The following is a 23,262-nucleotide window of genomic DNA, read 5'->3' on the forward strand; positions in this document are numbered from 1 at the left end:
TCTACAATCATAAATAGAGCTGTTTTTTTACCCAAAAATCGATATACTTAAAGCAAAAAAGCGAGTAGCGTATGTCAAGTGAAAAAGCGAAAAAATTTGAAGAAGCGGTCAAAACGATCCTGGAACTGATCGGAGAAGACCCGAGCCGCGAAGGGCTCGTCAAAACACCGCACCGTGTCTACAAAGCCTTCGACCATCTGTGCGAAGGGTATCGGATGGATCCCAAAAAAGTGCTGAACGACGCTTTGTTCGAGAGCAGCAACGACGAAATGGTTCTGGTTCGCGACATCGAGTTCTATTCCATGTGTGAACACCATATGCTTCCAATCATCGGACGGGTACATGTGGCCTACATTCCAGACGGGAAAGTGGTAGGACTCAGCAAAATCCCGCGCATGGTCAATATCTTTGCACGCCGGTTGCAGATTCAAGAACAGATGACCGAGCAGATCGCGGATGCGATTTTGGAGACGATCCAGCCCAAAGGGGTCGGCGTCGTCGTCGAAGCGCGCCATATGTGCATGGAGATGCGCGGTGTGGAGAAGATCAACTCCACAACGGTAAGCTCGGCACTGAGGGGACTCTTCAAACGCGATGCCAAGACGCGCGAAGAGTTTATGAGCATGGTCAACGCACCCCTTCGCCCACGCTACTGATGCCACTCAAATCACTTCGAAAGCGCATCAAGAGCACGGCGCTCTCCCCTGCATACGGGATGATTCAGAGTATCAACGCCAATGCCATCGTCGCGACGGGACTGAAAGTGAGTATCGGGCAGAGCGTTACGATACTCGCCGGCGACGAACGGCGCCTTGGGATGGTGACCTCCCTGGGAGCAGAGAGTTTTACGATCACTCCGTTCGGTTTCATCGAGGGCATGAAAGTGGGCGATCGCGTCCTTTTGAACCGAAGAAGCCTCGATATCCCGGTCGGCGAGAAGCTTCTAGGCCGCGTCGTCGACCCGTTCATGAATCCGATCGACGGAAAAGGAGCGATCCATCTCGACGATTATGAGCCGATCATGAAGTCACCGATGGATGCGATGAAACGCGGACTCATCGACGAGCACTTCAGTGTCGGTATCAAAAGTATCGACGGGCTGCTAACCAGCGGGAAAGGACAGAAAGTCGGGATTTTCGCCGGCAGCGGGGTCGGAAAGTCGACGCTGATGGGAATGATCGTCAAAGGGAGTGAAGCGACAATCAAAGTGGTGGCGCTCATCGGGGAACGGGGAAGGGAAGTGCCCGAATTCATCGCCAAAAACTTGGGCAACGACCTGACCAACACCGTCATCGTCGTCGCGACGAGCGATGACAGCGCACTGATGCGCAAATATGGCGCCTTCAGCGCGATGAGTGTCGCGGAATACTTCAAGCGCAAAGGCCATGACGTTCTTTTCATGATGGACTCGGTTACCCGTTTCGCGATGGCGCAGCGTGAAATCGGTCTCGCGCTCGGCGAACCGCCTACCTCCAAAGGGTATCCGCCCTCATCTTTGACACTGCTGCCCCAGCTGATGGAGAGGGCTGGAAAAGAGGATGGCCAGGGTTCCATCACCGCCTTTTTTACAGTACTCGTCGAAGGAGACGACCTCAGCGATCCAATCGCCGATCAGAGCCGCAGTATTCTCGACGGCCATATTGTACTCAGCCGTGAACTGACCGACAGAGGTATCTATCCGCCGGTCGACATCCTCTCCTCAGCTTCACGGGTCATCGACGACGTCACGACGCCGGAGCACCTTGCAGCCGCCAGAAAATTTCGGCATCTACTGGCACTGCTCAAAGAAAACGAGATGCTTGTCCGCATCGGCGCCTATCAACGCGGCACCGATCCGCAGCTCGACGAAGCGCTGGCGAAAAAGGAACGGATGGAGGATTTTCTGCGTCAGAGTGCACAGGAGGTACTGCCTTTCGATCAAACCGTCGAAATGCTGAAAGAAGTCGTCAGCTGAGGCGTTCCCTCAGCCGTTTCTCGAAAGGTGCGAAATCGGGAAGTTCGAGTGTTCCCGCCCTTTGCTTTTTACCCCACATCGGCTCCGGGAAATAGCTGTCGTTTTCAAACCGTGCCATCACGTGAATGTGGACCCGGGGCACGTAGTTTCCAAACGAAGCCATATTGATCTTGCTTGGATTGAAATAGTCGATCATCTCTTTTTCGACCACCTCGTAGATGTTCCACAGCTTTGCACGCAATGGCGCGGGCACGTCGGTCAGCTCTTTGTAGGGCTCTTTCGTAAAAATCTTGATCCACGGAATCTCGCTCTCTTCCCATTCAAGATAGATATCGGCATCTTCATAGATCATGATCAAAGCAAATCCCTGATGCCGATGGCATACCAGACAATGACGAGATTGAGCAGAAAGATCAACATCGAACTGCCGCGCGAAACGATGTTCTGGAGTGTTGTCCGCTCGACATTATGCGTTTTGAAGGCAATCGCCATATGGATGATCGTCAGACACGTCAAGACGCCGACGATCATCAGTTTCACACCCATCAGCCTGGCCAGGTCCGAATCGGAAGCATGGGACATTACGTCATCGATACCGAAATGAAAAAACATCGTCAGCCCCGTTGCCCAGAGCAGCACGAGCCAAAAGGTTTCGAAATAACCGTAGATAGGGCCAAGATGGGCATATACGTTTTTCTGTGCCTGCTTGTCCCTCAGCAGGATACCGAGCGCAAAGAGCAGCAGCGAGCCGCCAACCCATGCCGTCGCAGAGAGGATATGGACATACAAAACCGCTTTAATCAATAGAGCCGCCTTTTCGGGTTGTTCATGATATCTTCTGGTTTGATACCGGTCCATTCACGTATTTTTTCCCGATCTTCGGGTGAAAGTTTTGCCTGAGGATGTGCCTGCACATACATACCCAGGGGCATCGCGAGACCGATAGCTGTGAAGATCATCTCTTTCAACTTCTTTTTCTTCGCTTCGTCGTAGCTCTCCCACTCACTGAAGTTGAGCCACTGCCGCCCCACTCTTACATCACGTGCGATGAACCATTTCATCGGTGCGATGTTGCTGTACCAGGGCCAGCGGGTTTTGTTGGAGTGGCAATCGTAGCACGACCGTTCGAAAATTTCCTTGACTTCGGTCGGGGCTTTGATTTCCAATGCCGGATCGCTTTTCGGATTGCTTCGTTCGACCGGAATCAGCTGAATCATGGAAAATCCGATCAAAAATATCAGTCCGAGCATTTTTCCTGCAGACATTTCTCTCCCTTTTATCTCTTTTTATAGGTGCTATTGTAATGAAAACCATAAAATTTTGTGAACAAAATTAAAATTTGTCTCCAACTTTTAGTTAGACCTAAATTTCCGCTCCGTGAATACCTTGAAGTCCTGTGTACAGCATTTACCCTGTGGATTGCGAAGCGAACAGTTGCATCCGGCGGTTTTCGTCTTTGCATTGCGTGCCTCGAACGAGTCGGGCGTGATATTGCCTTTCGTATAGCCGAAACAGTAACAGATACAGGCATCTTCGGAACTGTAGCTTTTGACTCCGATTTCACGTATCATCTCGTCGTGTAGAAACTCATTTTCAAGACTGAAATAGACCACTTCACACTCGGGCGTTCTACAGAAGAAGTACTCCGCGTCATCGAGTTTTGAAAGATCCTTCACATGAACGGCCATCGTCTCTTTTTTAACGCCGCTCCCTTTCCCTTTACACCGGGGGCATATCCCCGGGGCTTTGAAAACAAACATCGCTATAACTTCCTTTCACATAGCTGCACAACCGGACATTCGCTGCAGATCGGTTTTACTGGTCTGCATAGTACCTGCCCGAAACTCACAAGCAGCTTATTCAACCCCTTCTGTTCAGCCGGAGTGAGTTTTTCTTTGAGTATTTTGAGACTCTCTTCCGGTGTTTTCGTGCTGACGAACCCCCACCGGTTCAGAATGCGGTGAACATGGATGTCCACCGCCACGGTTTCCACTCCGAAAGCCGATTCGAGGATGATGTTGGCAGCCTTCGGGCCGATTCCCTTGATTCCCAGCAGTTCCGCCTCGCTTCGGGGTACCTCTCCTTTGAATCGTTCCAAAACGGTATGCGAAATATCCAGAATCGTCTGGGCCTTTTTACGATAGAACCCGACAGGATAGATCACTTTTTCGATCTCTTGCCGGCTCAATTTCACCATCTTTTCAGGCGTGTCGGCCAGCGCGAAGAGCTTCTTGTCCGCAGCCAGCGTCACCTCGTCTTTGGTCCGAAAACTGAGAACAACAGAGATCATGATCGTATAGGGCGTTCGTCTGTATCCTCTCTCGAACCGTTTGGCGGGGGCATCCCAATCTTCATAGGCTTCCTCGAGAAGCTTTACCGCTTTAGCAAAATTTATCTTATTCATAAACGCATTATAATTCAGCTTTAATAAATATTCTTGTAACATTGGAGCAAACGGGGAGAGATTTCTATCGAAAAGGGAATATTATGGTAAAAAAAACGGTACTGGTTCTGGCAGTCGGGAGTCTGCTCTTTACGGGGTGTGCACAGAAAAACCTTGAAGGTACGGCCATATCGGGAAGCGGAACGGAAATGATGATCGAAAAGCGGTTGGAGCACCGTGTCGATGCGGAAAAACTCAAAAATGCCATCGTCAAAGCGGCCAAAAGTATCGGTTGGATGACGACACCGCTGGGTGAACGCAAAATCATCGCCGAAAAGTATTTCAGTGAAACCAAAAACATCGCTGCGGAGATCAGTCTCGGTGCCGAAGGCTACACGATCGAATACAGCAGCGGACAGAATGTTGAAAGCGAAGCGGCGGACCTTCTCGAAGATCTCGAAAATGCAATCGAGAAGGAACTGAAAAAAGAGAGTGAACACGGCCACTGAGAAAATCTCAGTACACCTTTTGATACTCTTCATGGTTGACCGCGACCTTGTAGGTCGGGTCGTCCTCTTCATAGGTACAGTATTTGCCCGCACGCTTGAGCAGCTTCTTGCAATCGTCACTCAGATGGCGGATCGTAAGCTTCTTGCCTGCTTCCTCGTAGCGGCGTGTAATCTTGTCGATCGCCTCGACACCACTTGAGTCCATGACGCGGGCGCGCTTGAAATCCATCACCACTTCATCGGGATCGTTTGCTACATCGAACTGATCCAAAAAACCCTGAACCGAACCGAAAAAGAGCGGACCGTCGAATTCGTAGATTTTGCGCCGTCCCTCGACATAGGTACGCGTATAGACACGCGCATGCTGCCATGCAAAGACGAGCGCCGAAATGATGACACCGATGATGACGGCCATCGCCAGATCGGTGAAGATCGTGACGATCGTGACGGTGGCGAGAATAAAAGCGTCGGTTTTCGGCATCCGGCGCAACCGGTCGATACTCGCCCACTCGAAGGTCTCCACACTCACCATAAACATGATCCCTACGAGTACGGCGATCGGAATCTGCCCGATATAATCGCTCAGCGCCACGACAAAGAGAATGAGTAAAACCGCCGCCGTCACCCCGGAAAGGCGCCCACGTCCGCCGGAAGTGAAGTTGATGATACTCTGTCCGATCATCGCACAGCCCGCCATACCGCCGAAGAGACCGCAGGTTGCGTTGCCTGCACCAAGTGCCACTGCCTCTTTGTTCGCGTTGCCTTTCTCACCGCTCATCTCATCAAGTACCGAAAGGGTCAACAGCGACTCGATCAGGCCGACAGCCGCCATGACCGCCGCATAGGGGAGCACAATCTTGAAGGTTTCGAAACCGAGCGGAACCTCCGGCCAGTGAAAACTCGGAAGGTCCCCTGCAATGCTTCCAAGGTCGGCCACACGTTTGGTATCGAGGTCGAAGATAACGGTGATGAGGCTCAAGACGATGATCGCCACCAAACCCGCCGGGACCGCTTTCGTGATTTTGGGCAAGAAAACCATCGTCGCCATCGTCGCGAAGACGAGGATATACATCACCGGCCCTTCCCCTTCGAACATCGGCAGCTGCGCCAATGCAATGACGATCGCCAGGCCATTGACGAACCCGAGAATCGCCGGCTGCGGTACGAGCCGGATAAATTTGGCCAGCTTCATCAGCCCGAACGCCACCTGGATAAGCCCCGTCAGAATCGTCGCGAAAAAAAGGTACTCCACGCCGTGTGACGCCACCAGTGCGACCATAACGACGGCGACACTACCTGTCGCACCGCTGATCATCCCCGGTTTTCCGCCAACAAGCGCGGTAATGAGTCCCAACAAAAAGGCCGTATAGAGCCCGACAAGCGGAGATACGCCTGCAATCAGCGAAAAAGCGATCGCTTCGGGAACCAGCGCAATCGCAACGACAGCACCCGAAAGAACGTCGTTTTTGACACTGTGGCCCGAATAGGCTTTGAGTAGTTGTGCGAACATGGAAAACCTTTAATGAGTCGTCAGCCGCAACTTTTTCCGAAAGATTCTTGCGACCTGGGGTATGCCGGTGCCGTGCTTGCGACTTGTGGCTAAAATAGGCGCGATTATAGGCTAAATGCTCTTAAAAAGGCTTAAGCTGATTAATGTATAATTATACCTCTCCAAAGGCTCCGGAATCATTATACTTTATAATTCAGCAAATCTTAAACAAACTTGATTTATCATGCAGTAAGTTAATTAAGACAAAAATTGTCCTAATTAGAATTTAGGAGTTTTTATTATGATGAAAGTCTATCTCGACAACAATGCGACCACAATGGTCGATCCCGAAGTCAAAGCTGCGATGGATCCCTACTTTACGGAGATCTATGGCAACCCGAACTCGCTGCACGATTTCGGAACCGCGTGCCATCCGGCATTGCGAAAAGCGATGGATCATATGTACGAGGCACTCGGCGCACGCGACGAGGATGACATCGTCGTCACCTCCTGTGCAACCGAGTCGAACAACTGGGTCCTCAAAGGCATCTATTTCGACCTGATCAAAAATGGCGAAAAAGATCACATCATCACGACGGAAGTCGAGCACCCTTCCATCACTGCGGTCTGCCGATGGCTCGAAGAGCAGGGTGTGCATGTAACCTATCTGCCGGTCAATCAGGACGGTATCGTCGAAGCGCATACGGTTCGTGACTTCATTACCGACAAAACGGCACTCGTGTCCATCATGTGGGCGAACAACGAAACGGGAGCGATCTTTCCGATCGAGCAGATTGCCGAGGTCTGCAAAGAAAAAGGTGTCCTGTTCCACACGGACGGTGTGCAGGCAGTTGGAAAGATTCCCGTCGACGTCATCAAAGCGGGCGTTGACTTCATGAGCTTTTCGGCCCACAAATTTCACGGACCTAAAGGAGTCGGCGGCCTCTACATCCGAAACGGGCATCCGCTGACATCGCTGCTGCATGGGGGAGAACATATGGGCGGACGCCGCTCTGGAACGCTCAACGTTCCGGGAATCGTCGGCATGGGAAAAGCGATGGAGCTTGCGACCTACTACCTCAAATTTGAAGAGGAAAATGTCCGCCGACTGCGCGACAAACTCGAGGATGCGATTCTGGAGCTTCCGGACATCTACAGTGTCGGGCCGCGTGAAAACCGAACACCGAATACGATTCTCGTCTCCGTTCGCGGCGTCGAGGGCGAAGCGATGCTTTGGGACCTCAACCGTGCCGGTATCGCGGCGAGCACCGGAAGCGCGTGTGCGAGCGAAGACCTGGAGGCGAACCCGATCATGACGGCCGTAGGCGCCGACAGTGAGCTGGCCCATACCGCCGTCCGTCTGAGTCTCAGCCGATTTACGACGGAAGACGAGGTAGACTATACGATAGAACAATTCAAAAAGGCGGTCGAACGACTTCGATCGATTTCGAGTTCGTACGCCTATATGCCCGAAAGCATGAAAGATAAGCAAGGAGAAGGAGCGACACATGGCTAAGCAAGATTTGATAGGCGGTAGCATCTGGGAAGAGTACAGCCAAAAAGTACAGGATTTGATGAACAACCCCAAAAACCAGGGGGAACTGACCGAAGAGGATGCCAAGCGTCTCGGCGGCGAACTGATCGTCGCCGACTTCGGAGCAGAAAGCTGCGGCGATGCCGTACGCCTCTACTGGATCGTCGACCCGAAAACCGACAAAATCCTCGAGGCGAAATTCAAGAGTTTCGGTTGCGGTACCGCGATCGCGAGTTCCGACACGATGGTCGAGCTCTGCAAGGGCAAGACAGTCGACGAAGCGGTGAAGATCACCAACATCGACGTCGAGAAAGCGATGCGCGACACACCTGAAACACCGGCCGTTCCACCGCAGAAGATGCACTGTTCGGTTATGGCGTACGACGTCATCAAAAAAGCGGCGTCACTCTACAAGGGTGTCGACATGGAGAGTTTCGAAGACGAAATCATCGTCTGCGAATGTGCACGCGTCAGCCTGCAGACACTCAAAGAAGTGATCAGACTCAACGACCTCAAAACCGTCGAAGAGATCACCGACTATACCAAAGCGGGTGCATTTTGTAAAAGCTGTATCAAACCGGGCGGCCACGAAGAGCGCGAATACTACCTCGTCGACATTCTGGCCGAGACCCGCAAAGAGATGGAAGAAGAGAAGCTCAAAGCGACAGCCGACAAACAGGCCAGCGGCGAAGAGATCTCATTTAACGATATGACGCTCGTTCAAAAGATCAAAGCGATCGACAGCGTCATCGACGAGAGTGTCCGCCAGTACCTCATCATGGACGGCGGAAACATGGAAGTTCTGGACGTCAAACAAAACGGCCAGTACACCGATGTCTACATCCGCTATCTGGGTGCATGTTCCGGATGTGCCAGTTCGACAACGGGCACCCTCTATGCGATCGAGTCGGTCCTGAAAGAGAAACTCGACCCGAACATTCGCGTTCTGCCGATCTAACAAACCTTCCGAAGGTGGAGTTTTTCTCCGCCTTCGGCCCCTCTTTTTCCACTATAATACTCCAGATGGAATACCCACGCTTTTTACCGACATCACAAATCTCGCCTTCAGGCGAAATTTCAGTGAAAGGAATTGCTTCGTGGACACTTGTCTCCGTGAAGAGAGGAGAGACCAAACAATGAAAAAGAATATAGGAATTTTTTTGCTATTCGCCAGCATGGCGCTTTTCTACTGGGGCTATCACGAGTCGCAGCTTGTCAGCGAACCCGTTGCCGGTCTTTTTCAAAAGGACAACGGGACACGACATATTCTCTACATCAACATGCTTGCCATAGCTGTTCTGCTGGTAGGGGGCTACCTGTCGATGGATGAATACAGGTAAACCGTTTCACCCCTGATAAAAGTTGAGTACCATCTTCTGCATGATCGTGATGAGACGGGTCTGCTGCAAGGCGATGTAGCTCTCGATCTTCTGTTTGAAAAAGTGGTTGGGATAGATCGAAAAGATGAGCTGGCCATCTTTTTTCGCCCGAAGGAGCGCCGAAATACGGATATGCGTTTTTCGTTTTTCGCGTTCGGGTAGATCGAACGACAGAACGACATGCCGGTTCTCCTCCTCAAAACATAGCTTTGCCAGATTCTCATCCTCCAGCTTGACCGCGACGGAGTTGACCGCCAGAGAGTGGACGGTTCCGATAAGCTCCTCCCCGTTGGCGCACTCGATCGAGACCTCGATCCGCTCATCGGGCGTCACGCGGATGTTTTCGCGGTCCACAGGCGATTTATCGATAAATCTCAAATTGGTCAGCACGACCTCCGCACGATTGGGAACGGCATTGACGATATCGGCTTTGATCGTATCGGGCAGCAGCGGATGTTTTAGAAAGGTAAAGGGTTCACTCTTCAAAAAAGCGGCCCTGGCAAGCGACGTTTTGATTCGAAGCACCCCGTTTTGATAAGAGAGCACCTTCACCTCTTCGCTGAGCGGCATGCCATTGTAGAAGTTGTAGAGGGTTATGGCGTCATACTCGTCGAAAAAGTTGGCAAATATCTCCTCTTCCCCTCCTTCGGTGCAAAAATCATATTTCGCCGTTCCATAGCATATCTTGCCATTGCCGATCGCTTCGGCCCGGGAGAGATAACGCCGAAGACGTGCGATCAACGCGTCATAATCGTCCTGCTTGTCGATCATCGTCAACGCGCCGTAGGCGATCCCGACATCGAGCTCTTTTTTCAGCATCTCCTGCAGATTCTTTACCATCTGCACACACCGGTGCAGCTGCATATCTTTGATGAACGTCAACAGCGTTCCTTCGTCACAAAGCATAAGCGGTGCAAAGTCCGTCTGCTCCTGGAGTATCATAACGAGACTTTCGACCCTCTCATCCGAGAGTTCAGGCAGGGCCGGCGCCAAACACAAAAGTGCCATCGGAACGCCGCTTTTTTCGACGAATCTCAGATGGGATCCGATAATCCCCCGCTCCATAGCTTTTTGGTTTATGCGCGCCACCCGGTTCATATCGGTTTGACCACCACCATGATGACGATAACGATCATCAGTATGGTCGGGACCTCGTTGTAGGCACGGAAAAATTTTCCGCTTTTGGTGCATGTGCCTTCATGCAGACGCTTTTTGAGCCAACCGAGCGAAAAGTGGTAGGCCACCAGCAGCAGCGCCGCCGTCAACTTCACATGCAGCCACATCCCGGTTTGAAAAAGCTCCGGTGCCAGTGCGATCATCGCGCTTCCGCTAACAATCGTCGCCCACATCGCCGGAACGCCGATAAAGTGGTAGAGCTTGTTCTCCTGGATCTTCACCACTTCGATAAAGCCTCCGTTGTCGGCATGCTCCCGGTGGTAGACATAGAGCCGCGGCTGATAAAAGAGCATCGCCATCCAGCTGATGAAACTCATCACGTGAAATGCCAATATCCATGTATAGTATTCCATCTACTTTTCCCTTTCCAATATCTTCCCGAGAAGCCCGACAAACAGACGGATCATCAGCAGAAGCAAATAGACACCGGCCGTGATATAGATCGGATGCAGCACTCCCAGAGGGCTTCCCGACAACGCGCTCAGGTGCGCAACCGGATGGTCCATCCACTCCTTGAAGTGCATCCCGAGCGCGAGAAGTACAAACAGCCCAAAAAAGACAACAAGCTCTCTTTTCAACCGCTTCATTCACATCCCTTGGTCAATGATTTTTTATACGGTAGCATTTAGCGCGTTAGTTTCTCTTGAATCGATTAAAGTACTCTACCGCCATTTAGGATAGATGTGCATTTTGAGCGCATCTTTGAAGGGAACATCCGGCAGCCGGATGGCATCGTCTTCGATACGGCCTTTGAGAATATCCGGATGGCATGCGTCACAGCTGTACTTCGAATCGACCGCTTTCGATTTGAAAACTTTTGTGGGAATCTCTTTGTGCCGCTTTCTCCAATAGGGTGTCCGTACGATCGAAAGTACGTTTTCTCTGCCTTTTACCGAGGCGAGAACCTTGACGGCCGCTTCCCGTGTGGAGCGTTCGGCACTGTGCCGAAGAAGATAGGCACGGATCGTTTCGGCATCTTCGGTATCGAGATCGAGTTCCTCTCCATAGTGATCCTCCGGTGTATCCATAATGATTTTCCATGACTTTTCCGGAAGAAGGTAGGCAGGAAAGACGATATGGCAATCCCCGCACTCCAGCGCCAGTACAGGTTGCGCCTTTTCATAATCGATATCCGCAAAGCGGCTTTTCACCAATGCATTGTCAGGGGTATGAACGATATAGTAGTAGATCCATACCGAGCCGAAAAGAAAAAAGGCGGCAAAAAAATTCTGTTTCCAGTCGAGATGGACATCGATTCCCTCGGTATCGTACTTGTATCCCGTGAACATCGACCAGATGATCCCCGTATGGTGATAGAGTTGCTCGAAGACCACACCCCCGATATGAATCATCACGACCGCGAGCAGAAGGTAAGCCGAAAAGGTATGGATCAGGCCAATCTGATCCATATAACCGAAAAAGTAGGGGTTCAGAAACGATACGATGCCTCGCCCTTCCTGAATCCCATAGAGCAGAAGTCCGGTCATACCGAGAAGAAACCCCAATACCAGCATCACCATCGCACCCCAGCTCGAGGCAGGATTGTGTCCGGGTGTCTTCTCCTTCTGGCCGAAAAGATGGAGTATGTAGTTGACGAGATGATCGCCTTGGAAATCGAAACAGCGGAAGTTGGAATAGAGTGGACCTATGATGCCCCAGGAGAGCCGGAAAAGTGCCAGAAGTAGAAAGACCATGCCGAATGCCACATGCAGTGTCAAGAGGTTTTCGAACCAGACCAACACGAATGCGGCAAAGAAAGAGAGGGCATAGAGCCAGTGAAATGTACGGATACATAGCGGCCAGACATAAATCTTTCGTTTCAATCACCCTCCCTCGCCGATCTGGCAGATTGTGTAGATTATTCCAAATCCTCCGGTGCGGGGAACTCCACGACGATCGCTCCGCGCAAATCGCCGGAATGAAACCCGTACCCTCTGTCTTGCGGATATTTTTTTGCGAAATAGTTTACAATTTTGGGATCAATCGCCGCTTTGTCGCCATGGCACTTTTTACAGGCTCGGCTATTCATTATCAAAGGAGCATAAAGTTTGAAACTCCCGTCCTCTTTCGCTTGCACGACAGTTTTCGGCATGAACGCTCCGGCTTTCGCCATCATATCCAATGCCTTGAGCATCATCTCTTCATCCTTTTTCGGCGCATTTTTCGGATTTCTGTTGCCAAAACTGATGCGTTTGACATGCAGATCGATTCCATATTTTTCCCCAATGGCTTCAATATCTTTAAAAGAGTTTTCGGCACAATATTCGGCCATCGCTTCGAGCCCGCCGCTCTTTTTAGCCTTTTTCAATTTGCGTTTCATCGTCTTTTTGATCTCTTTGACAATTTTCCCGCCAATCTTCTCGACATCCTTCAGCGAATACTCCGTCGCGCCGGCGATACCGACAATCAACACCGAAAAAAGCAACAGCCGTAATAATCCTCTCATTCCTACTCCTTCAGGCCGACCCACCCCAACAGGAGCCGATCGGCGATATTCATTAATGGTGTTCCGGCATGCTGTCCAGATCGAAAAGTTTCGTGCCCAGGAAATAGAGAATCAGACACAGACCGATCCCTCCGAATCCGATCATCATCTCGGTCAATGACGGAAAATAGTCGACAAAGGAGGGCGGCAGTTGATACTCTCTGATTTTCAGCGTCTGCATCGGAAAGAGCTGCGCATCGTGCACCAGGTCGTAACGCATATAGAAGATCCCGATCATTCCGATGAACGATGCCCAGACCATGCTTTTGATCGCCGTACCCTTGCTCTTGAGAATGACCAGAAAAGGTATCACCATACCACACAGAACCTCTCCGAGCCAGAACGATTTGGTATGCAGAATATGCATGATGGTATCGGCACGCTCAGGCATTCCACCATAGACTCCAGTCAACATTTTCCATGTTTCGAAAAACATCAAAATTGCGAGTAGCAACCCCTGTATTTTAGCGAAATTCGTCAAAGCTTTCGCTACATCTTCAGGGAACGGTTGCCCGCGATATTTGTATCCGTACATCAAAAAGATCAGATAGATACCGGTGATGAACGCCGTCAAAATGAAATAGGTCGGATAGAAAACACCGTTCGCGACAACACGCGCATTCAGGAAACCGAAAACACCTCCGAGGTTGGAGTGTGCCGCAAGACCGACCAGCAGCCCGATCAAACCAAAGATTTTCGCACGCTTCATATCGTTGCGCATCAGGAAGACAAACTCGATGACCATGAAAGTGAGGTAGATACCGTAGAGTGTACCCATCCACCAGATGGCCGATGTAAGGCCCGGACTGATCACATTGTAGATCATCATTCTGACCGGATGCCCGATCTCGAACGCGATGACGGCAAAGCCGGAAAGGATCGTGATGATCGATCCGAAAATCGCACGTTTGCTGACGGCCATATAATCTTTGAAACCGAAAACGTCACCGAACGATCCGACGATACAGAGCCCCGTACTCGAAACGACGAAAAAGATATACATCGCGATCAGAAGCCCCCATGGATGCTCACGTGTAACACCATAGGCGTGATGTCCATGCACCAGATAGATCATGACACCGATCAGAAAGAGCGCCGTAAGCACAATGGCGACCAATGCCATAAATTTATTTTCAGGTACCAGCAGCTCTTTGAGAGACAATTTTCTATACGGAATAATTTTTTGCAAATCCATTATCCACCCCTTAAATCAAATAGAAGAGTTTGGGTTTGGTACCCAGATGGGTTTTGAGCGTAAAATGTTCTCGCTCCCTTAAAACCTGACTGATTTCGCTGTTCGGATCGTCAAGATCACCGAAAATACGTACTTTTGTCGGACAGGTTGCCTGACATGCCGTCGTTACCTCTCCGCGAGCCAAACGCGTATCCGAGCAGAAGTTACATTTGTCGACCGTAACAGTACGGTCGTCGACATAGCGTGCATCGTACGGACAGGCATTCATGCAGTAGCTGCAGAGAATACATTTATCACTGTCGACCCGGACAACACCGTTTTCATCGTAGTAGGTCGCATGCGTTGGGCATACCTCTTCACACGGAGCATTGTCACAATGCTGGCATTGGCTCGGCATGAATGTATTGGAAGCGATGCTCAGCAGAGGAAACTCCCCTTCGATCTCCTTGACACCAACCCAGATGCGGTGTTTATCCGCTCCGAGCAACACACCGTTCTCCTCCTTGCATGCCACTTCGCACGCCTTGCAGTTGATGCAGTTTTTGTAATCCAGGGCCATTCCATATCGTGCCATTTCTTACACCTTTCTTATTTCAACATTGGTTTCATGCATTGCCGCACCGCCATACACCGGTTCTACGGCATCTTCAATCACGGCATTGTCGTTACCGCCACTGCGATACGCCCAGGTCAGAGCCTCCGACTCTTCACCGAAGCCGTGAATGAAAAAGACCTGATCGGGTGCGATCTTCTCCGTCGGATACGCTTTGATGCGCGTTTTTCCGGCACGACTGGAGACTTCGATCAGATCGCCGAACCTGATCCCCATCTTTTTCGCGACACGTTTGTTGATCCAGATGTAGTTTTCATGGATCAGGTCGTGCAGCATCGCATTGTTGGCCGTACCGCTCTGCGTGAACTGTGCATGACGCCCCGTCAGCATCCTGAATTTTCCTTCCGGGACGGTGTATTCGTACTCTTTGCGCCAGGTCGGCATCGGGTCGACACCCTTCTTGGCTATACTTCTGAGATTGCACTCCACCTTTCCTGAAGGCGTTTTCGGTGCACCGCCCTGAACGGAGTAGGCTTTTTTCTCCTCCGGGTAGTAGACATGTTCATTGACCGAAACCTGCTTGAAATACTCTTCGATTTTCGGGTAGAAGACACCGTGCTCTTTCAACGCTTCGTAGGCGCCGGGATAGCCGGAGACCGCATGCTCGTTCAACTCTTCCTGGCTCTGCTTGAACGGAATCGTCAAGTCGTACTCTTTGTAGACATCCTCTTCTCCCCTATCGGCAATCTCGTCCTGCACATCCTCATCATACTTTTTCGTAATTTCGAAGAGCGGTTTGGAGATCTTTTCAGTCAATCCTCTCAAAATCTCGATGACCGGCTTGGTTTCGAACATCGGATCGATCACTTTGTTTCGCACAGCGATCGCCGGTTCGGCACCACCGAACGTTTTGACAGGATCGGTTCGCTCGAGATAGGTGCACTCCGGCAGTACGACATCGGCGTACATCACAGTATCGCTCGGCATCGTATCGATCGTAACGATTAGATCGAGCCCTTTGAGGAATTTGGCGGTCTTCGCGGTATTGGGCATATTCATCATCGGATTGTGTTTGTAGACGAACAACCCTCTGACGGGATAGAGGCTTCTGCCCTCCAACACCCTGTTTCTGAAAGGAACCCATCCGCCGCCGCCGGAGACGATGGCGCAGTCGGCATATCCCGGTTTGCCTTTGGTACGGTCGACATCCACGCCCTCTGCCTGTGCGTACATCGGTGCGACCGTTTCATGCCCTTTGAGAGGAAGTTTCTTTCCGAAAATCAGTCCCCCTTTCGTATCGATACCGCCACCGAGTGCCTGGAAAATCGCCATGGCACGTCGAAGCTGGAAGTCATTTTTCGCAAAGGTACTTCGCCGTCCCGGATAATAGACCGCTTTTGGTGCATACGCCATGAAGTCACGTGCGATTTCATAGATATCTTTGGCGGCAATTCCCGTAATCTTCTCTGCCCATTCCGGCGTATATCCTTCGGCATAGATATGGTTTTTGTAAACATCGAAAGATTTGAAATATTTTTCGACATACGCTTTGTCGTAGAGTTCTTCGTTCAAAACGACATAGGTAAGCGCGAGAACGAACGCCAAGTCTGTACCCGGTTTGATTGGAAGCCACTTGTCCGCTTTCGCCGCAGTATTGGTGAATCGCGGATCGATGCAAATCAGTTTGGCACCGCGTCCCTTCGTCCGCTTGAAGAAATCCATCGTGTCGGGTGTAACGATCGCTTCGGCACGGTTGGCTCCCGCCATGATGATATACTCCGCATTCTCGAGATCCGCCTGAGGGTACGTTCCCAGTGTGACGCCATAGCCTGAAACCACGGTCCTGAGACAGAGCGAGGCATGATTGAGCCAGTTGGAGGAGCCGAAACCTGTATAGAAGTTTTTAAAGGTATGTTCCGCCATACCTTCACCGGCACAGAAGACAAATGTCGAACGGTTGTCCTTCTCTTCCTCCAAAATCTGCTTCATCCCTTTGAACTTGTCGGTACCATTCCAAATCGCATCGTACGCTTCATCCCACGTCACGCGTTTGAATTTTCCCTCTCCTTTTTCGCCGATACGGATCATCGGGTACTTCAGCCTATCAGGGTCATAAAGTGCCTGGATACCGGCATTCCCGCGTGGACAGAGCATATTGCGCGACTTCGGGAACATCGGATTGGGGTTCAATTTTGTGACAACACCGTCTTCGACACGTGCAATCGCCGCACATTTGTTGACACACATTTCGCACAGGGTCGGAACGAGCACAGCCTTGCCCGTTCCTGTCTTCGTTGTAATAGAGAGCTCACCCTTCTCTTTCTCGTTGGAAAAAAGGTTGCTCGGCGCCATCGACATCCCGCCCAGTACGGTCATGGCGACGCTTCCTTGCAGAAAGCGTCTTCTGGAAACTTCGACCGCCATATCTCCTCCTTTTTAATAATTAAATAATAAATAAGATATATTTAATCTTATTTATAATCTCAACTTAAATTTTAGTACAAATAAGCTTATACTATTCTTCTTATAACTTTTATCAAAAAAATTGATTATATAGAAAATTATTCAAAAGAATTCTTGATCAAAAGAATGACAGTTTTCAAAATTATTTATGAATAAACCGATATCAACGAAACATCATCGCTTTAAACTCGAAAAGAAACCGTTGGCGACGAGGCGAATCTTCGCGAAGACGGGCCACTTGTCGTACATGCATGCACTCTCTATCAGAACATCACGTCAAGAATGTGCGAATGAGGATGATTTTTAGTAAATGGTATGTATTCCGCTACGACGTCCGGATACTCTCAAAACTACCGGTAGTATCCACCGCATAACATAAAACATAAATAAAAATAAACGCGGCAGTTCATCAGGACTGCCGCTGGTTGAGGGAAAATCGTTATTTCGCGTGGGGATTGAAAGAGTAGTAGAGATATTTTGCCATGGACTGAGGATCGACTTTGATACCCTTCTTTCTTTCGAGTACTTTTAAGTTATGGGCCATTGCTTCATGCTGGGTGCCCTCAAAACTTTTCTCTTCGACATCCATCAAATCGTCGAAGAGTTCATTGATATCCTTGTCGTTGAGTGCCGGTCCTTTTTTTGCCGGATTTCCCTCTCCGTTTGAACCATGGCATTTTTTACAGAATTTCGCATAGATCTGTGCATTACTCATCTCGGCTGCCATCGCGCCGGCACTCAGTGCCGTCAAACATGCAACCGCTCCAACTATTTTACTGATTCGCATCTTTTCTCCTTCTTCGGAAATATTTTTCATTTTAACGTTCAATCGTGTAATCATCGTGAATGATGTTCTCTTACATCAAGCCCCGCATCATCAGATTCCAATACATCGGCTTGAGCATATAGAGGTCGAAAGCCCACCAAATCCATCGCGGTTCGCTCGGGTCGAGAGGGAAAGAGGGAGCAGGACCGTCATAGTTGAACTCCGCCAGCATGATTTTGCCATACTGTGTCTTGAGAGGGCAGACGGTATATCCATCAAATTTGGCAGTCGGTTCTTTGCCCTCCATCACGGCGATCAGGTTGTCTTGCAGAACCGGTCCATGGTGACGAGCCGATCCACCCGTTTTTCCGAGAGGAATTCCCAGAATATCTCCGATTCCGAAAACATTTTTGTATTTGATGTGCTGGAGCGTGTAGCGGTCCGCCGCCATCCATCCTTTTGCCGTTCCCTTCTGCCATCCGATCGGAGAATTCGCGACGGCGTCCACCGCTTTCATCGGAGGAACGATATGGATAAAGTCATATTTCATCTGCACTTTTTTGACCATCGGGATAACCTCGAACTCTTCGAGGTCCTCGTCCCACTCCCCTTTTTCGAGATAGTGGTAATTGTATGTCGCCATCTTTTTATCTGCGTCGATTCCGATCAGGTCGTAGCCGAATGCATCTTCGATGTTGCCGTAATCGACGGTGAGTTTCAGAAGTGTCTGGTTGTAGGATTTGATACCGAAAAGCTTTCCACCCTTTTTCGTAAAGGTGAATTTCGCATTGTCGTGGATATCCTTTCCTCCGAGCGGGCTGTTGCCGCGAAGCATATCGTCACACAGATAGAGGATCTTCTGGGGTGCACCACCACACTTGATCGGCGTACTCGGCTGCGTACAGATGATCTGCAGCGGGTTGCCCGAATCTCTCTTTTCGGCCGCAGCGCGTACCTGCTTGAACCACTCCCATGTTGCGGTACCCCCTTTTGCCGTTCCGGCTTTCGGATCATTGAGGTAGACACTCGAAATCCCTTTCTGGCCGACGAGCTCGGGAGACATTCCCTCGATACGCTCGTAATCGTACTGCAGGCCCGTCGCGACCACGAGAAAATCGTAGTTTATTTTTCCGTTTTTCGCCGTTTCGACCAGATTGCTGTCAGGATCGAACGTTTTGACTTCGTCTTTGACCCATTTCACACCATCGGGCATCAGATCGCTGTTGGGCTTCTTGATATCCTCTTCCGTATAGAGGCCGGCCGCCATGAAGACCTGGCCCGGCTGGTAGAGATGAACGTCGTTCGGAGCGATCAGAACGATCTCGGCATTGGGAGCCGCTTTTCTCAGACGTGCCGCCGCCATGATACCGCCGGCTCCGCCACCGACGATAACGATTTTGGCCTTCTTGTCGCTGGAAGCCATCGCCGCCGTCGCCGCACTCGCGGAAGTGGGTGCCGTTCCCATCATAGTCGCCGCACCGCCGAGTCCCATCAGTTTTAGAGCGTCACGCCGGCTCATGCCATCTTTTTTCATGAGTTCCTCGATAACCTCTTGGCTATGTTTTAACATTTTTTTATCCATACCATAACTCCTGTTTTTGTAACGAATGTTAATATTATATTCATACTAGGTAAAAATTATCTTATTTCTTCATCAATGTATTTTATCGATGAGCATCTGAACCGACCGTTTGTTGTTGAATTCATTGATCTGCAAAGAGCCCGTAACTGCGACTTTCTGACCGATTTCGACCATTTTTTCGTATCCAAATTGAATCGCCTGGAGCTTTCTATCCGAACTTCCGAGAATCAGTTTCAGATGATTTTTTTCTGCACCGATCACTCTTGCATCAATTATACTGATATCTTTAATAAGAAATCTTGGCTTGATATTGGCCTCACCATAAGGCTCGAATCTGGAGAGAATCTCCATCAACTCCCAATCCACTTCGGTGATGGGGAGTTCTCCCATCAGATGCTCTTTCGGAAAGAAGAGTTCCGGATCGAGCGCAGAAGCCGTTTTACACAATGCGGCACGGAAAGCATCCACCCTCTCGGCATCGAGCCTCAATCCGGCCGCCATTTTATGCCCTCCGAAACCATCGAGATATCCGCTGCAATCGTCGAGAAGGGAAAAAAGGTCGACCTCGCCGATACTTCTGCCGCTTCCTTTGGCCACACCATTCTCTATGGAAAGGACGATGGCCGGCTTTTTGAAACGATCCACCAGTCGGGATGCCACGATACCGACGACACCGTCGTGCCACCCCTCCCCTGCCACGACGATGACAGAATCGGACGGATTGGCCATGGCGAAAGCTGCTTCGGTCGTCTCCGTTTCGATTCGCCTTCGCATCTGGTTGAGATTGTCGAGCTCCATCCACTCCCTGCTCGCATCGCTGAGCGTTTTGGCTCTCAAAAACCTCAGCGCGATCGACGCATCCTCCATTCGTCCTGCACTATTGATGCGGGGAGCGATGCCATAACCGATATCTTCTGCACCGAAACGGCTCTTGCCAAGATAGGCGCGTACCGCTTCGAAAGCGGGGCGCTGCGATATCGAGAGCATCTCGATCCCCTTTTTCACGAGTGGCCGGTTGATCGATGTCAGCGGCATCACATCGGCGACGATCGCCAATGCGAGCAGATCGAGAAATCTCCCCATCCTAAGATCGAGGCCCAACCGCTGTTTCAGCGCACCGATCAGAAACCATGCCACCTGCGCCCCACAGATTTCGGGATAGGCGAAACTGCACTCCTCTTTTTTTGGATTGACGATGGCATAGGCATCGGGAAGCGTTTCGGAAGGGGTGTGGTGGTCCGTAATGATCAAATCGATACCGCGCCTTCTGCAAACCTCCGCCGCATCGATCGCGGTGATGCCGTTGTCGACAGTCATCACGACATCCGCATCGACCCTCTCCAGGATTTTCGGAGAAATGCCGTATCCGTCACGGAACCGGTTGGGGATAATCACTTCGACCGGATATCCGATGATTTCGAAAAACTCCTCCATCAGTGCCGAAGAGACGACACCGTCGACATCGTAGTCGCCAATGACGACGATGCGCTCTTTGCGTTCGATCGCCTTCACGATGCGTTCGGCGGCACGTTCCATGTCGTGAAGTTCGAAAGGGCTGGGGAGCTCTTTGAGGGTTTTGAAGCCATCATCGAATCGCGCCGCGAGAAGTGCGGCGATCTTCGCTTTTGTCAAACGCGGCAGATTACTCATTCTCGGCGTTTTTCGCCGTCAATGCCGCATTGGCAAATGCGAGGATGGAAGGGTTGGGATTTTGCAGGCGCGAAGTGAATTCGGGATGAAACTGCACACCCAGGAACCATGGATGCTCTTTCACTTCCACAGCCTCGATCAGGCCGTTGGATTCACCGGAAACGATCATGCCCGCATTTTCGAGTCGCTCGCGGTAAGCCGGGTTCGCTTCGTAGCGATGGCGGTGGCGCTCGTAGATGATCTTTTTGCCACCGTAAGCCTCAAAGAGTTTCGTCCCCTCCTTGATCTCGCATGGGTAGGCACCCAGACGCATCGTGCCACCAAGCGGGCTTTTGTGGGTACGCACCTGTTTCTCTCCGGACTGGTCGATGAATTCGTCGATCAGATAGATAACCGGCTCTTTGGTTTCGGGATCGAACTCGACCGAGTTGGCCTCTTCGATACCGAGGACGTTGCGTGCGTACTCGATAAGGCTGAGCTGCATGCCCAGACAGATTCCGAGATAGGGAATCTTGTTCTCCCTGGCATGGCGAATCGCCATTATCTTTCCTTCGACACCCCGAACACCGAAACCGCCGGCGACCAGAATGCCGTCCACTTCGCCGATCGTCTCCTCGATCCCCTTCTCCTCGACATCTTCACTGTCGACCCAGTGGATGTTGATTTTCGTATCGAGTGCCGCACCGGCATGGATCAGCGCTTCGGTCAAAGATTTATAAGACTCTTTGAGATTCAGATATTTGCCGACGAAAGCAATCGTGATCTCGTCACGCGGCGCGATGATACGCTTGACCAGAATGTCCCACTCTTCCATATTGGGTTCTTTGTCGGCCAGGTGGAAACGTTTGGTCAGCGGATGCATAATCCCGTCTTTGAGGAAGTTGAGCGGCACCTGATAGATCGTCGGCGCATCCATACACTCGATGACGCTGTCCATATCGACGTCGCAGCTCATCGCGATCTTGCGGCGAAGCTCTTTGGGCAGCGGTTTTTCACAGCGCGCGATGATCATATGCGGGGTGATACCGATACGGCGGAGCTCCTGCACACTGTGCTGGGTCGGCTTCGTTTTCAGTTCGCCCGCCGCTTTGATGTAAGGCACGAGCGTGACGTGGATGTTGATGACACGTTCACTACCGAGTTCATGCTTGATCTGACGGATCGTCTCGAGAAACGGCAGCCCCTCGATATCGCCGACCGTTCCGCCGAGCTCCACGATCAAGACGTCTTTGCCTTTTCCGGCATCGAAGATGCGCTGCTTCACTTCACCGACAATGTGCGGGACAACCTGGATCGTCTTGCCCAGATACTCCCCTTTGCGCTCCTTCGTCAAAACGGTATGATAGATCTGGCCGGTCGTGAAGTTGTTCTTTTTGCTCAGATCGACGTTCAAAAAGCGTTCGTAATGCCCCAGGTCGAGGTCTGTCTCCGCGCCGTCTGCGGTGACGAAAACCTCGCCGTGCTCAAGTGGGCTCATCGTGCCCGGGTCCATATTCAGATATGGATCCATCTTCAGAATGGAGACATCGAGTCCCGTCTGCTTCAGAAGCGTTCCCACGCTCGCTGCCGTGATCCCTTTTCCAAGAGAGCTGAGAACCCCACCGGTTACAAAGATATATTTGGTCATGTACGCCTCGCCATAAAGTAGTTGGGTTATTTTAACAAACCGCCACTAAGAGACGCCTTGCACAAAAAGCAGCCAGTAGACGCCAAGCCCCATCAGCGATGTAAGGGCCATGCCGACAAAAACCCACCGGCCGATACGTCTATGGGCAGCGAACATCGGCTGCCGCTGTCGAAACGTTTTGAGCGAACGGATCACCAAGTAACCCCACGCGACAACGGCAACCAGTGCAACGGTGACATGGACGACCATGTAAAGTGCCATGGCCGTTTCGGGTATCGATGTCCGGGCGATGTAGTATCGATATCCGCCATCGATGCGCACGCCCACTTCGAAAAAGAGCACCATCGCCATTGTCGCTGCGAACAGTGCTGTCTGCATATGGGCATGCAGACGCAACCGCCGTCGGACCGCAAGCATGACAGCACCGCCCATCAGCAACGGAAGCAGTGTAAAATAGAGTGTCGCCAAATCCATGTAAAACGGTGCAGCGGTACCGAAAAATCCCGTTTCGAACATC

25 protein-coding genes are annotated in these 23,262 nt (G+C 51.0%); 6 read left to right on the forward strand and 19 right to left on the reverse strand.

Features of this window, described 5'->3' with window-relative positions:
• Positions 1-71 precede the first annotated feature (71 nt).
• Together folE and fliI are read left to right on the forward strand one after the other, a co-directional pair.
• On the forward strand, positions 72-656 hold the full coding sequence (gene folE / locus QUD54_RS06670) for a GTP cyclohydrolase I FolE (protein WP_286335942.1): 585 nt from the start codon (positions 72-74) through the stop codon (positions 654-656).
• Positions 656-1,954 (forward strand): flagellar protein export ATPase FliI, encoded by a 1,299-nt coding sequence (fliI, locus tag QUD54_RS06675; RefSeq protein WP_286335943.1) that lies wholly within the window; start codon positions 656-658, stop codon positions 1,952-1,954. Before folE ends, fliI begins: the two co-directional genes overlap by 1 nt.
• On the opposite strand, the gene QUD54_RS06680 is transcribed toward fliI, so the two are convergent.
• The 5 genes from QUD54_RS06680 to QUD54_RS06700 form a co-directional block, all read right to left on the reverse strand.
• Complete coding sequence (locus QUD54_RS06680) at positions 1,947-2,306, reverse strand: HIT family protein (protein ID WP_286335944.1); 360 nt, start codon at positions 2,304-2,306, stop codon at positions 1,947-1,949. The genes fliI and QUD54_RS06680 overlap by 8 nt on opposite strands.
• Before the next feature lie 2 nt (positions 2,307-2,308).
• Positions 2,309-2,758 carry a hypothetical protein gene (locus QUD54_RS06685; protein WP_286335945.1) on the reverse strand — a complete coding sequence of 150 codons (450 nt, stop codon included), beginning with the start codon at positions 2,756-2,758 and terminating at the stop codon, positions 2,309-2,311.
• Positions 2,755-3,219: a heme-binding domain-containing protein gene (locus QUD54_RS06690; protein WP_286335946.1), complete on the reverse strand. Its 465-nt coding sequence runs from the start codon at positions 3,217-3,219 to the stop codon at positions 2,755-2,757. Before QUD54_RS06690 ends, QUD54_RS06685 begins: the two co-directional genes overlap by 4 nt.
• An 87-nt stretch (positions 3,220-3,306) precedes the next feature.
• Positions 3,307-3,714, reverse strand: coding sequence for a hypothetical protein (locus QUD54_RS06695; RefSeq protein ID WP_286335947.1), 408 nt, complete (start codon positions 3,712-3,714; stop codon positions 3,307-3,309).
• A 2-nt stretch (positions 3,715-3,716) separates the two neighbouring features.
• Positions 3,717-4,358: an endonuclease III domain-containing protein gene (locus QUD54_RS06700; protein ID WP_286335948.1), complete on the reverse strand. Its 642-nt coding sequence runs from the start codon at positions 4,356-4,358 to the stop codon at positions 3,717-3,719.
• 83 nt (positions 4,359-4,441) lie between these two features.
• Between QUD54_RS06700 and QUD54_RS06705 the strand changes: the two genes are divergently transcribed.
• Positions 4,442-4,846, forward strand: coding sequence for a hypothetical protein (locus QUD54_RS06705; protein ID WP_286335949.1), 405 nt, complete (start codon positions 4,442-4,444; stop codon positions 4,844-4,846).
• Positions 4,847-4,853: 7 nt separating this feature from the next.
• On the opposite strand, the gene QUD54_RS06710 is transcribed toward QUD54_RS06705, so the two are convergent.
• Positions 4,854-6,356 (reverse strand): SulP family inorganic anion transporter, encoded by a 1,503-nt coding sequence (locus tag QUD54_RS06710; RefSeq protein ID WP_286335950.1) that lies wholly within the window; start codon positions 6,354-6,356, stop codon positions 4,854-4,856.
• A 283-nt stretch (positions 6,357-6,639) separates the two neighbouring features.
• On the opposite strand from QUD54_RS06710, the gene QUD54_RS06715 reads away from it, so the two are divergent.
• From QUD54_RS06715 to QUD54_RS06725, 3 genes are all read left to right on the forward strand, one after another.
• On the forward strand, positions 6,640-7,851 hold the full coding sequence (locus QUD54_RS06715) for a NifS family cysteine desulfurase (protein WP_406600588.1): 1,212 nt from the start codon (positions 6,640-6,642) through the stop codon (positions 7,849-7,851).
• The gene (locus QUD54_RS06720) at positions 7,844-8,827 is read left to right on the forward strand and encodes an iron-sulfur cluster assembly scaffold protein (protein ID WP_286335952.1); all 984 of its coding nucleotides are present in this window, start codon (positions 7,844-7,846) and stop codon (positions 8,825-8,827) included. Before QUD54_RS06715 ends, QUD54_RS06720 begins: the two co-directional genes overlap by 8 nt.
• Before the next feature lie 178 nt (positions 8,828-9,005).
• Entirely contained in the window at positions 9,006-9,209 is a 204-nt protein-coding gene (locus QUD54_RS06725; RefSeq protein WP_286335953.1) for a DUF3185 family protein, read from the forward strand.
• A gap of 6 nt (positions 9,210-9,215) precedes the next feature.
• On the opposite strand, the gene QUD54_RS06730 is transcribed toward QUD54_RS06725, so the two are convergent.
• From QUD54_RS06730 to QUD54_RS06790, 13 genes are all read right to left on the reverse strand, one after another.
• Entirely contained in the window at positions 9,216-10,313 is a 1,098-nt protein-coding gene (locus QUD54_RS06730; protein ID WP_286335954.1) for a hypothetical protein, read from the reverse strand.
• 29 nt (positions 10,314-10,342) lie between these two features.
• Complete coding sequence (gene hemJ / locus QUD54_RS06735) at positions 10,343-10,777, reverse strand: protoporphyrinogen oxidase HemJ (protein ID WP_286335955.1); 435 nt, start codon at positions 10,775-10,777, stop codon at positions 10,343-10,345.
• Positions 10,778-11,011: a hypothetical protein gene (locus tag QUD54_RS06740; protein WP_286335956.1), complete on the reverse strand. Its 234-nt coding sequence runs from the start codon at positions 11,009-11,011 to the stop codon at positions 10,778-10,780.
• 75 nt (positions 11,012-11,086) lie between these two features.
• On the reverse strand, positions 11,087-12,247 hold the full coding sequence (locus QUD54_RS06745; protein ID WP_286335957.1) for a cytochrome b/b6 domain-containing protein: 1,161 nt from the start codon (positions 12,245-12,247) through the stop codon (positions 11,087-11,089).
• A gap of 35 nt (positions 12,248-12,282) precedes the next feature.
• Positions 12,283-12,870 (reverse strand): Tll0287-like domain-containing protein, encoded by a 588-nt coding sequence (locus QUD54_RS06750; protein ID WP_286335958.1) that lies wholly within the window; start codon positions 12,868-12,870, stop codon positions 12,283-12,285.
• A 52-nt stretch (positions 12,871-12,922) separates the two neighbouring features.
• Positions 12,923-14,104 carry an NrfD/PsrC family molybdoenzyme membrane anchor subunit gene (nrfD, locus tag QUD54_RS06755; protein ID WP_286335959.1) on the reverse strand — a complete coding sequence of 394 codons (1,182 nt, stop codon included), beginning with the start codon at positions 14,102-14,104 and terminating at the stop codon, positions 12,923-12,925.
• A gap of 10 nt (positions 14,105-14,114) precedes the next feature.
• Positions 14,115-14,678, reverse strand: coding sequence for a 4Fe-4S dicluster domain-containing protein (locus QUD54_RS06760; RefSeq protein WP_286335960.1), 564 nt, complete (start codon positions 14,676-14,678; stop codon positions 14,115-14,117).
• A gap of 3 nt (positions 14,679-14,681) precedes the next feature.
• Positions 14,682-17,081, reverse strand: a complete 2,400-nt coding sequence (locus QUD54_RS06765) for a molybdopterin-dependent oxidoreductase (RefSeq protein ID WP_286335961.1) — start codon at positions 17,079-17,081, stop codon at positions 14,682-14,684.
• Between the two features lie 478 nt (positions 17,082-17,559).
• A complete protein-coding gene (locus QUD54_RS06770; protein ID WP_286335962.1) occupies positions 17,560-17,907 on the reverse strand; it encodes a c-type cytochrome in 348 nt (115 codons plus the stop codon).
• Positions 17,908-17,977: 70 nt separating this feature from the next.
• Entirely contained in the window at positions 17,978-19,456 is a 1,479-nt protein-coding gene (locus QUD54_RS06775; RefSeq protein WP_286335963.1) for an NAD(P)/FAD-dependent oxidoreductase, read from the reverse strand.
• Positions 19,457-19,540: 84 nt separating this feature from the next.
• Positions 19,541-21,118 (reverse strand): single-stranded-DNA-specific exonuclease RecJ, encoded by a 1,578-nt coding sequence (gene recJ, locus QUD54_RS06780; protein WP_286335964.1) that lies wholly within the window; start codon positions 21,116-21,118, stop codon positions 19,541-19,543.
• Positions 21,111-22,745, reverse strand: coding sequence for a glutamine hydrolyzing CTP synthase (pyrG, locus tag QUD54_RS06785; RefSeq protein WP_286335965.1), 1,635 nt, complete (start codon positions 22,743-22,745; stop codon positions 21,111-21,113). Before pyrG ends, recJ begins: the two co-directional genes overlap by 8 nt.
• A gap of 45 nt (positions 22,746-22,790) precedes the next feature.
• The gene (locus tag QUD54_RS06790; RefSeq protein ID WP_286335966.1) at positions 22,791-23,261 is read right to left on the reverse strand and encodes a DUF420 domain-containing protein; all 471 of its coding nucleotides are present in this window, start codon (positions 23,259-23,261) and stop codon (positions 22,791-22,793) included.
• Between the last annotated feature and the right edge of the window lies 1 nt (position 23,262).

It is taken from the genome of Hydrogenimonas cancrithermarum, assembly GCF_030296055.1.
Lineage (GTDB): Bacteria > Campylobacterota > Campylobacteria > Campylobacterales > Hydrogenimonadaceae > Hydrogenimonas > Hydrogenimonas cancrithermarum.

Coding starts and splice junctions, on each gene's coding strand:
- QUD54_RS06770 (WP_286335962.1), bottom strand. CDS start 17,907: ATGCGAATCAGTAAAATAGTTGGAGCGGTTGCATGTTTGACGGCACTG.
- QUD54_RS06725 (WP_286335953.1), top strand. CDS start 9,006: ATGAAAAAGAATATAGGAATTTTTTTGCTATTCGCCAGCATGGCGCTT.
- folE (WP_286335942.1), top strand. CDS start 72: ATGTCAAGTGAAAAAGCGAAAAAATTTGAAGAAGCGGTCAAAACGATC.
- QUD54_RS06730 (WP_286335954.1), bottom strand. CDS start 10,313: ATGGAGCGGGGGATTATCGGATCCCATCTGAGATTCGTCGAAAAAAGC.
- QUD54_RS06740 (WP_286335956.1), bottom strand. CDS start 11,011: ATGAAGCGGTTGAAAAGAGAGCTTGTTGTCTTTTTTGGGCTGTTTGTA.
- nrfD (WP_286335959.1), bottom strand. CDS start 14,104: ATGGATTTGCAAAAAATTATTCCGTATAGAAAATTGTCTCTCAAAGAG.
- QUD54_RS06765 (WP_286335961.1), bottom strand. CDS start 17,081: ATGGCGGTCGAAGTTTCCAGAAGACGCTTTCTGCAAGGAAGCGTCGCC.
- QUD54_RS06750 (WP_286335958.1), bottom strand. CDS start 12,870: ATGAGAGGATTATTACGGCTGTTGCTTTTTTCGGTGTTGATTGTCGGT.
- QUD54_RS06775 (WP_286335963.1), bottom strand. CDS start 19,456: ATGTTAAAACATAGCCAAGAGGTTATCGAGGAACTCATGAAAAAAGAT.
- QUD54_RS06710 (WP_286335950.1), bottom strand. CDS start 6,356: ATGTTCGCACAACTACTCAAAGCCTATTCGGGCCACAGTGTCAAAAAC.
- QUD54_RS06720 (WP_286335952.1), top strand. CDS start 7,844: ATGGCTAAGCAAGATTTGATAGGCGGTAGCATCTGGGAAGAGTACAGC.
- fliI (WP_286335943.1), top strand. CDS start 656: ATGCCACTCAAATCACTTCGAAAGCGCATCAAGAGCACGGCGCTCTCC.
- QUD54_RS06715 (WP_406600588.1), top strand. CDS start 6,640: ATGAAAGTCTATCTCGACAACAATGCGACCACAATGGTCGATCCCGAA.
- recJ (WP_286335964.1), bottom strand. CDS start 21,118: ATGAGTAATCTGCCGCGTTTGACAAAAGCGAAGATCGCCGCACTTCTC.
- QUD54_RS06690 (WP_286335946.1), bottom strand. CDS start 3,219: ATGTCTGCAGGAAAAATGCTCGGACTGATATTTTTGATCGGATTTTCC.
- QUD54_RS06705 (WP_286335949.1), top strand. CDS start 4,442: ATGGTAAAAAAAACGGTACTGGTTCTGGCAGTCGGGAGTCTGCTCTTT.
- hemJ (WP_286335955.1), bottom strand. CDS start 10,777: ATGGAATACTATACATGGATATTGGCATTTCACGTGATGAGTTTCATC.
- QUD54_RS06695 (WP_286335947.1), bottom strand. CDS start 3,714: ATGTTTGTTTTCAAAGCCCCGGGGATATGCCCCCGGTGTAAAGGGAAA.
- QUD54_RS06760 (WP_286335960.1), bottom strand. CDS start 14,678: ATGGCACGATATGGAATGGCCCTGGATTACAAAAACTGCATCAACTGC.
- QUD54_RS06680 (WP_286335944.1), bottom strand. CDS start 2,306: ATGATCTATGAAGATGCCGATATCTATCTTGAATGGGAAGAGAGCGAG.
- pyrG (WP_286335965.1), bottom strand. CDS start 22,745: ATGACCAAATATATCTTTGTAACCGGTGGGGTTCTCAGCTCTCTTGGA.
- QUD54_RS06790 (WP_286335966.1), bottom strand. CDS start 23,261: ATGTTCGAAACGGGATTTTTCGGTACCGCTGCACCGTTTTACATGGAT.
- QUD54_RS06700 (WP_286335948.1), bottom strand. CDS start 4,358: ATGAATAAGATAAATTTTGCTAAAGCGGTAAAGCTTCTCGAGGAAGCC.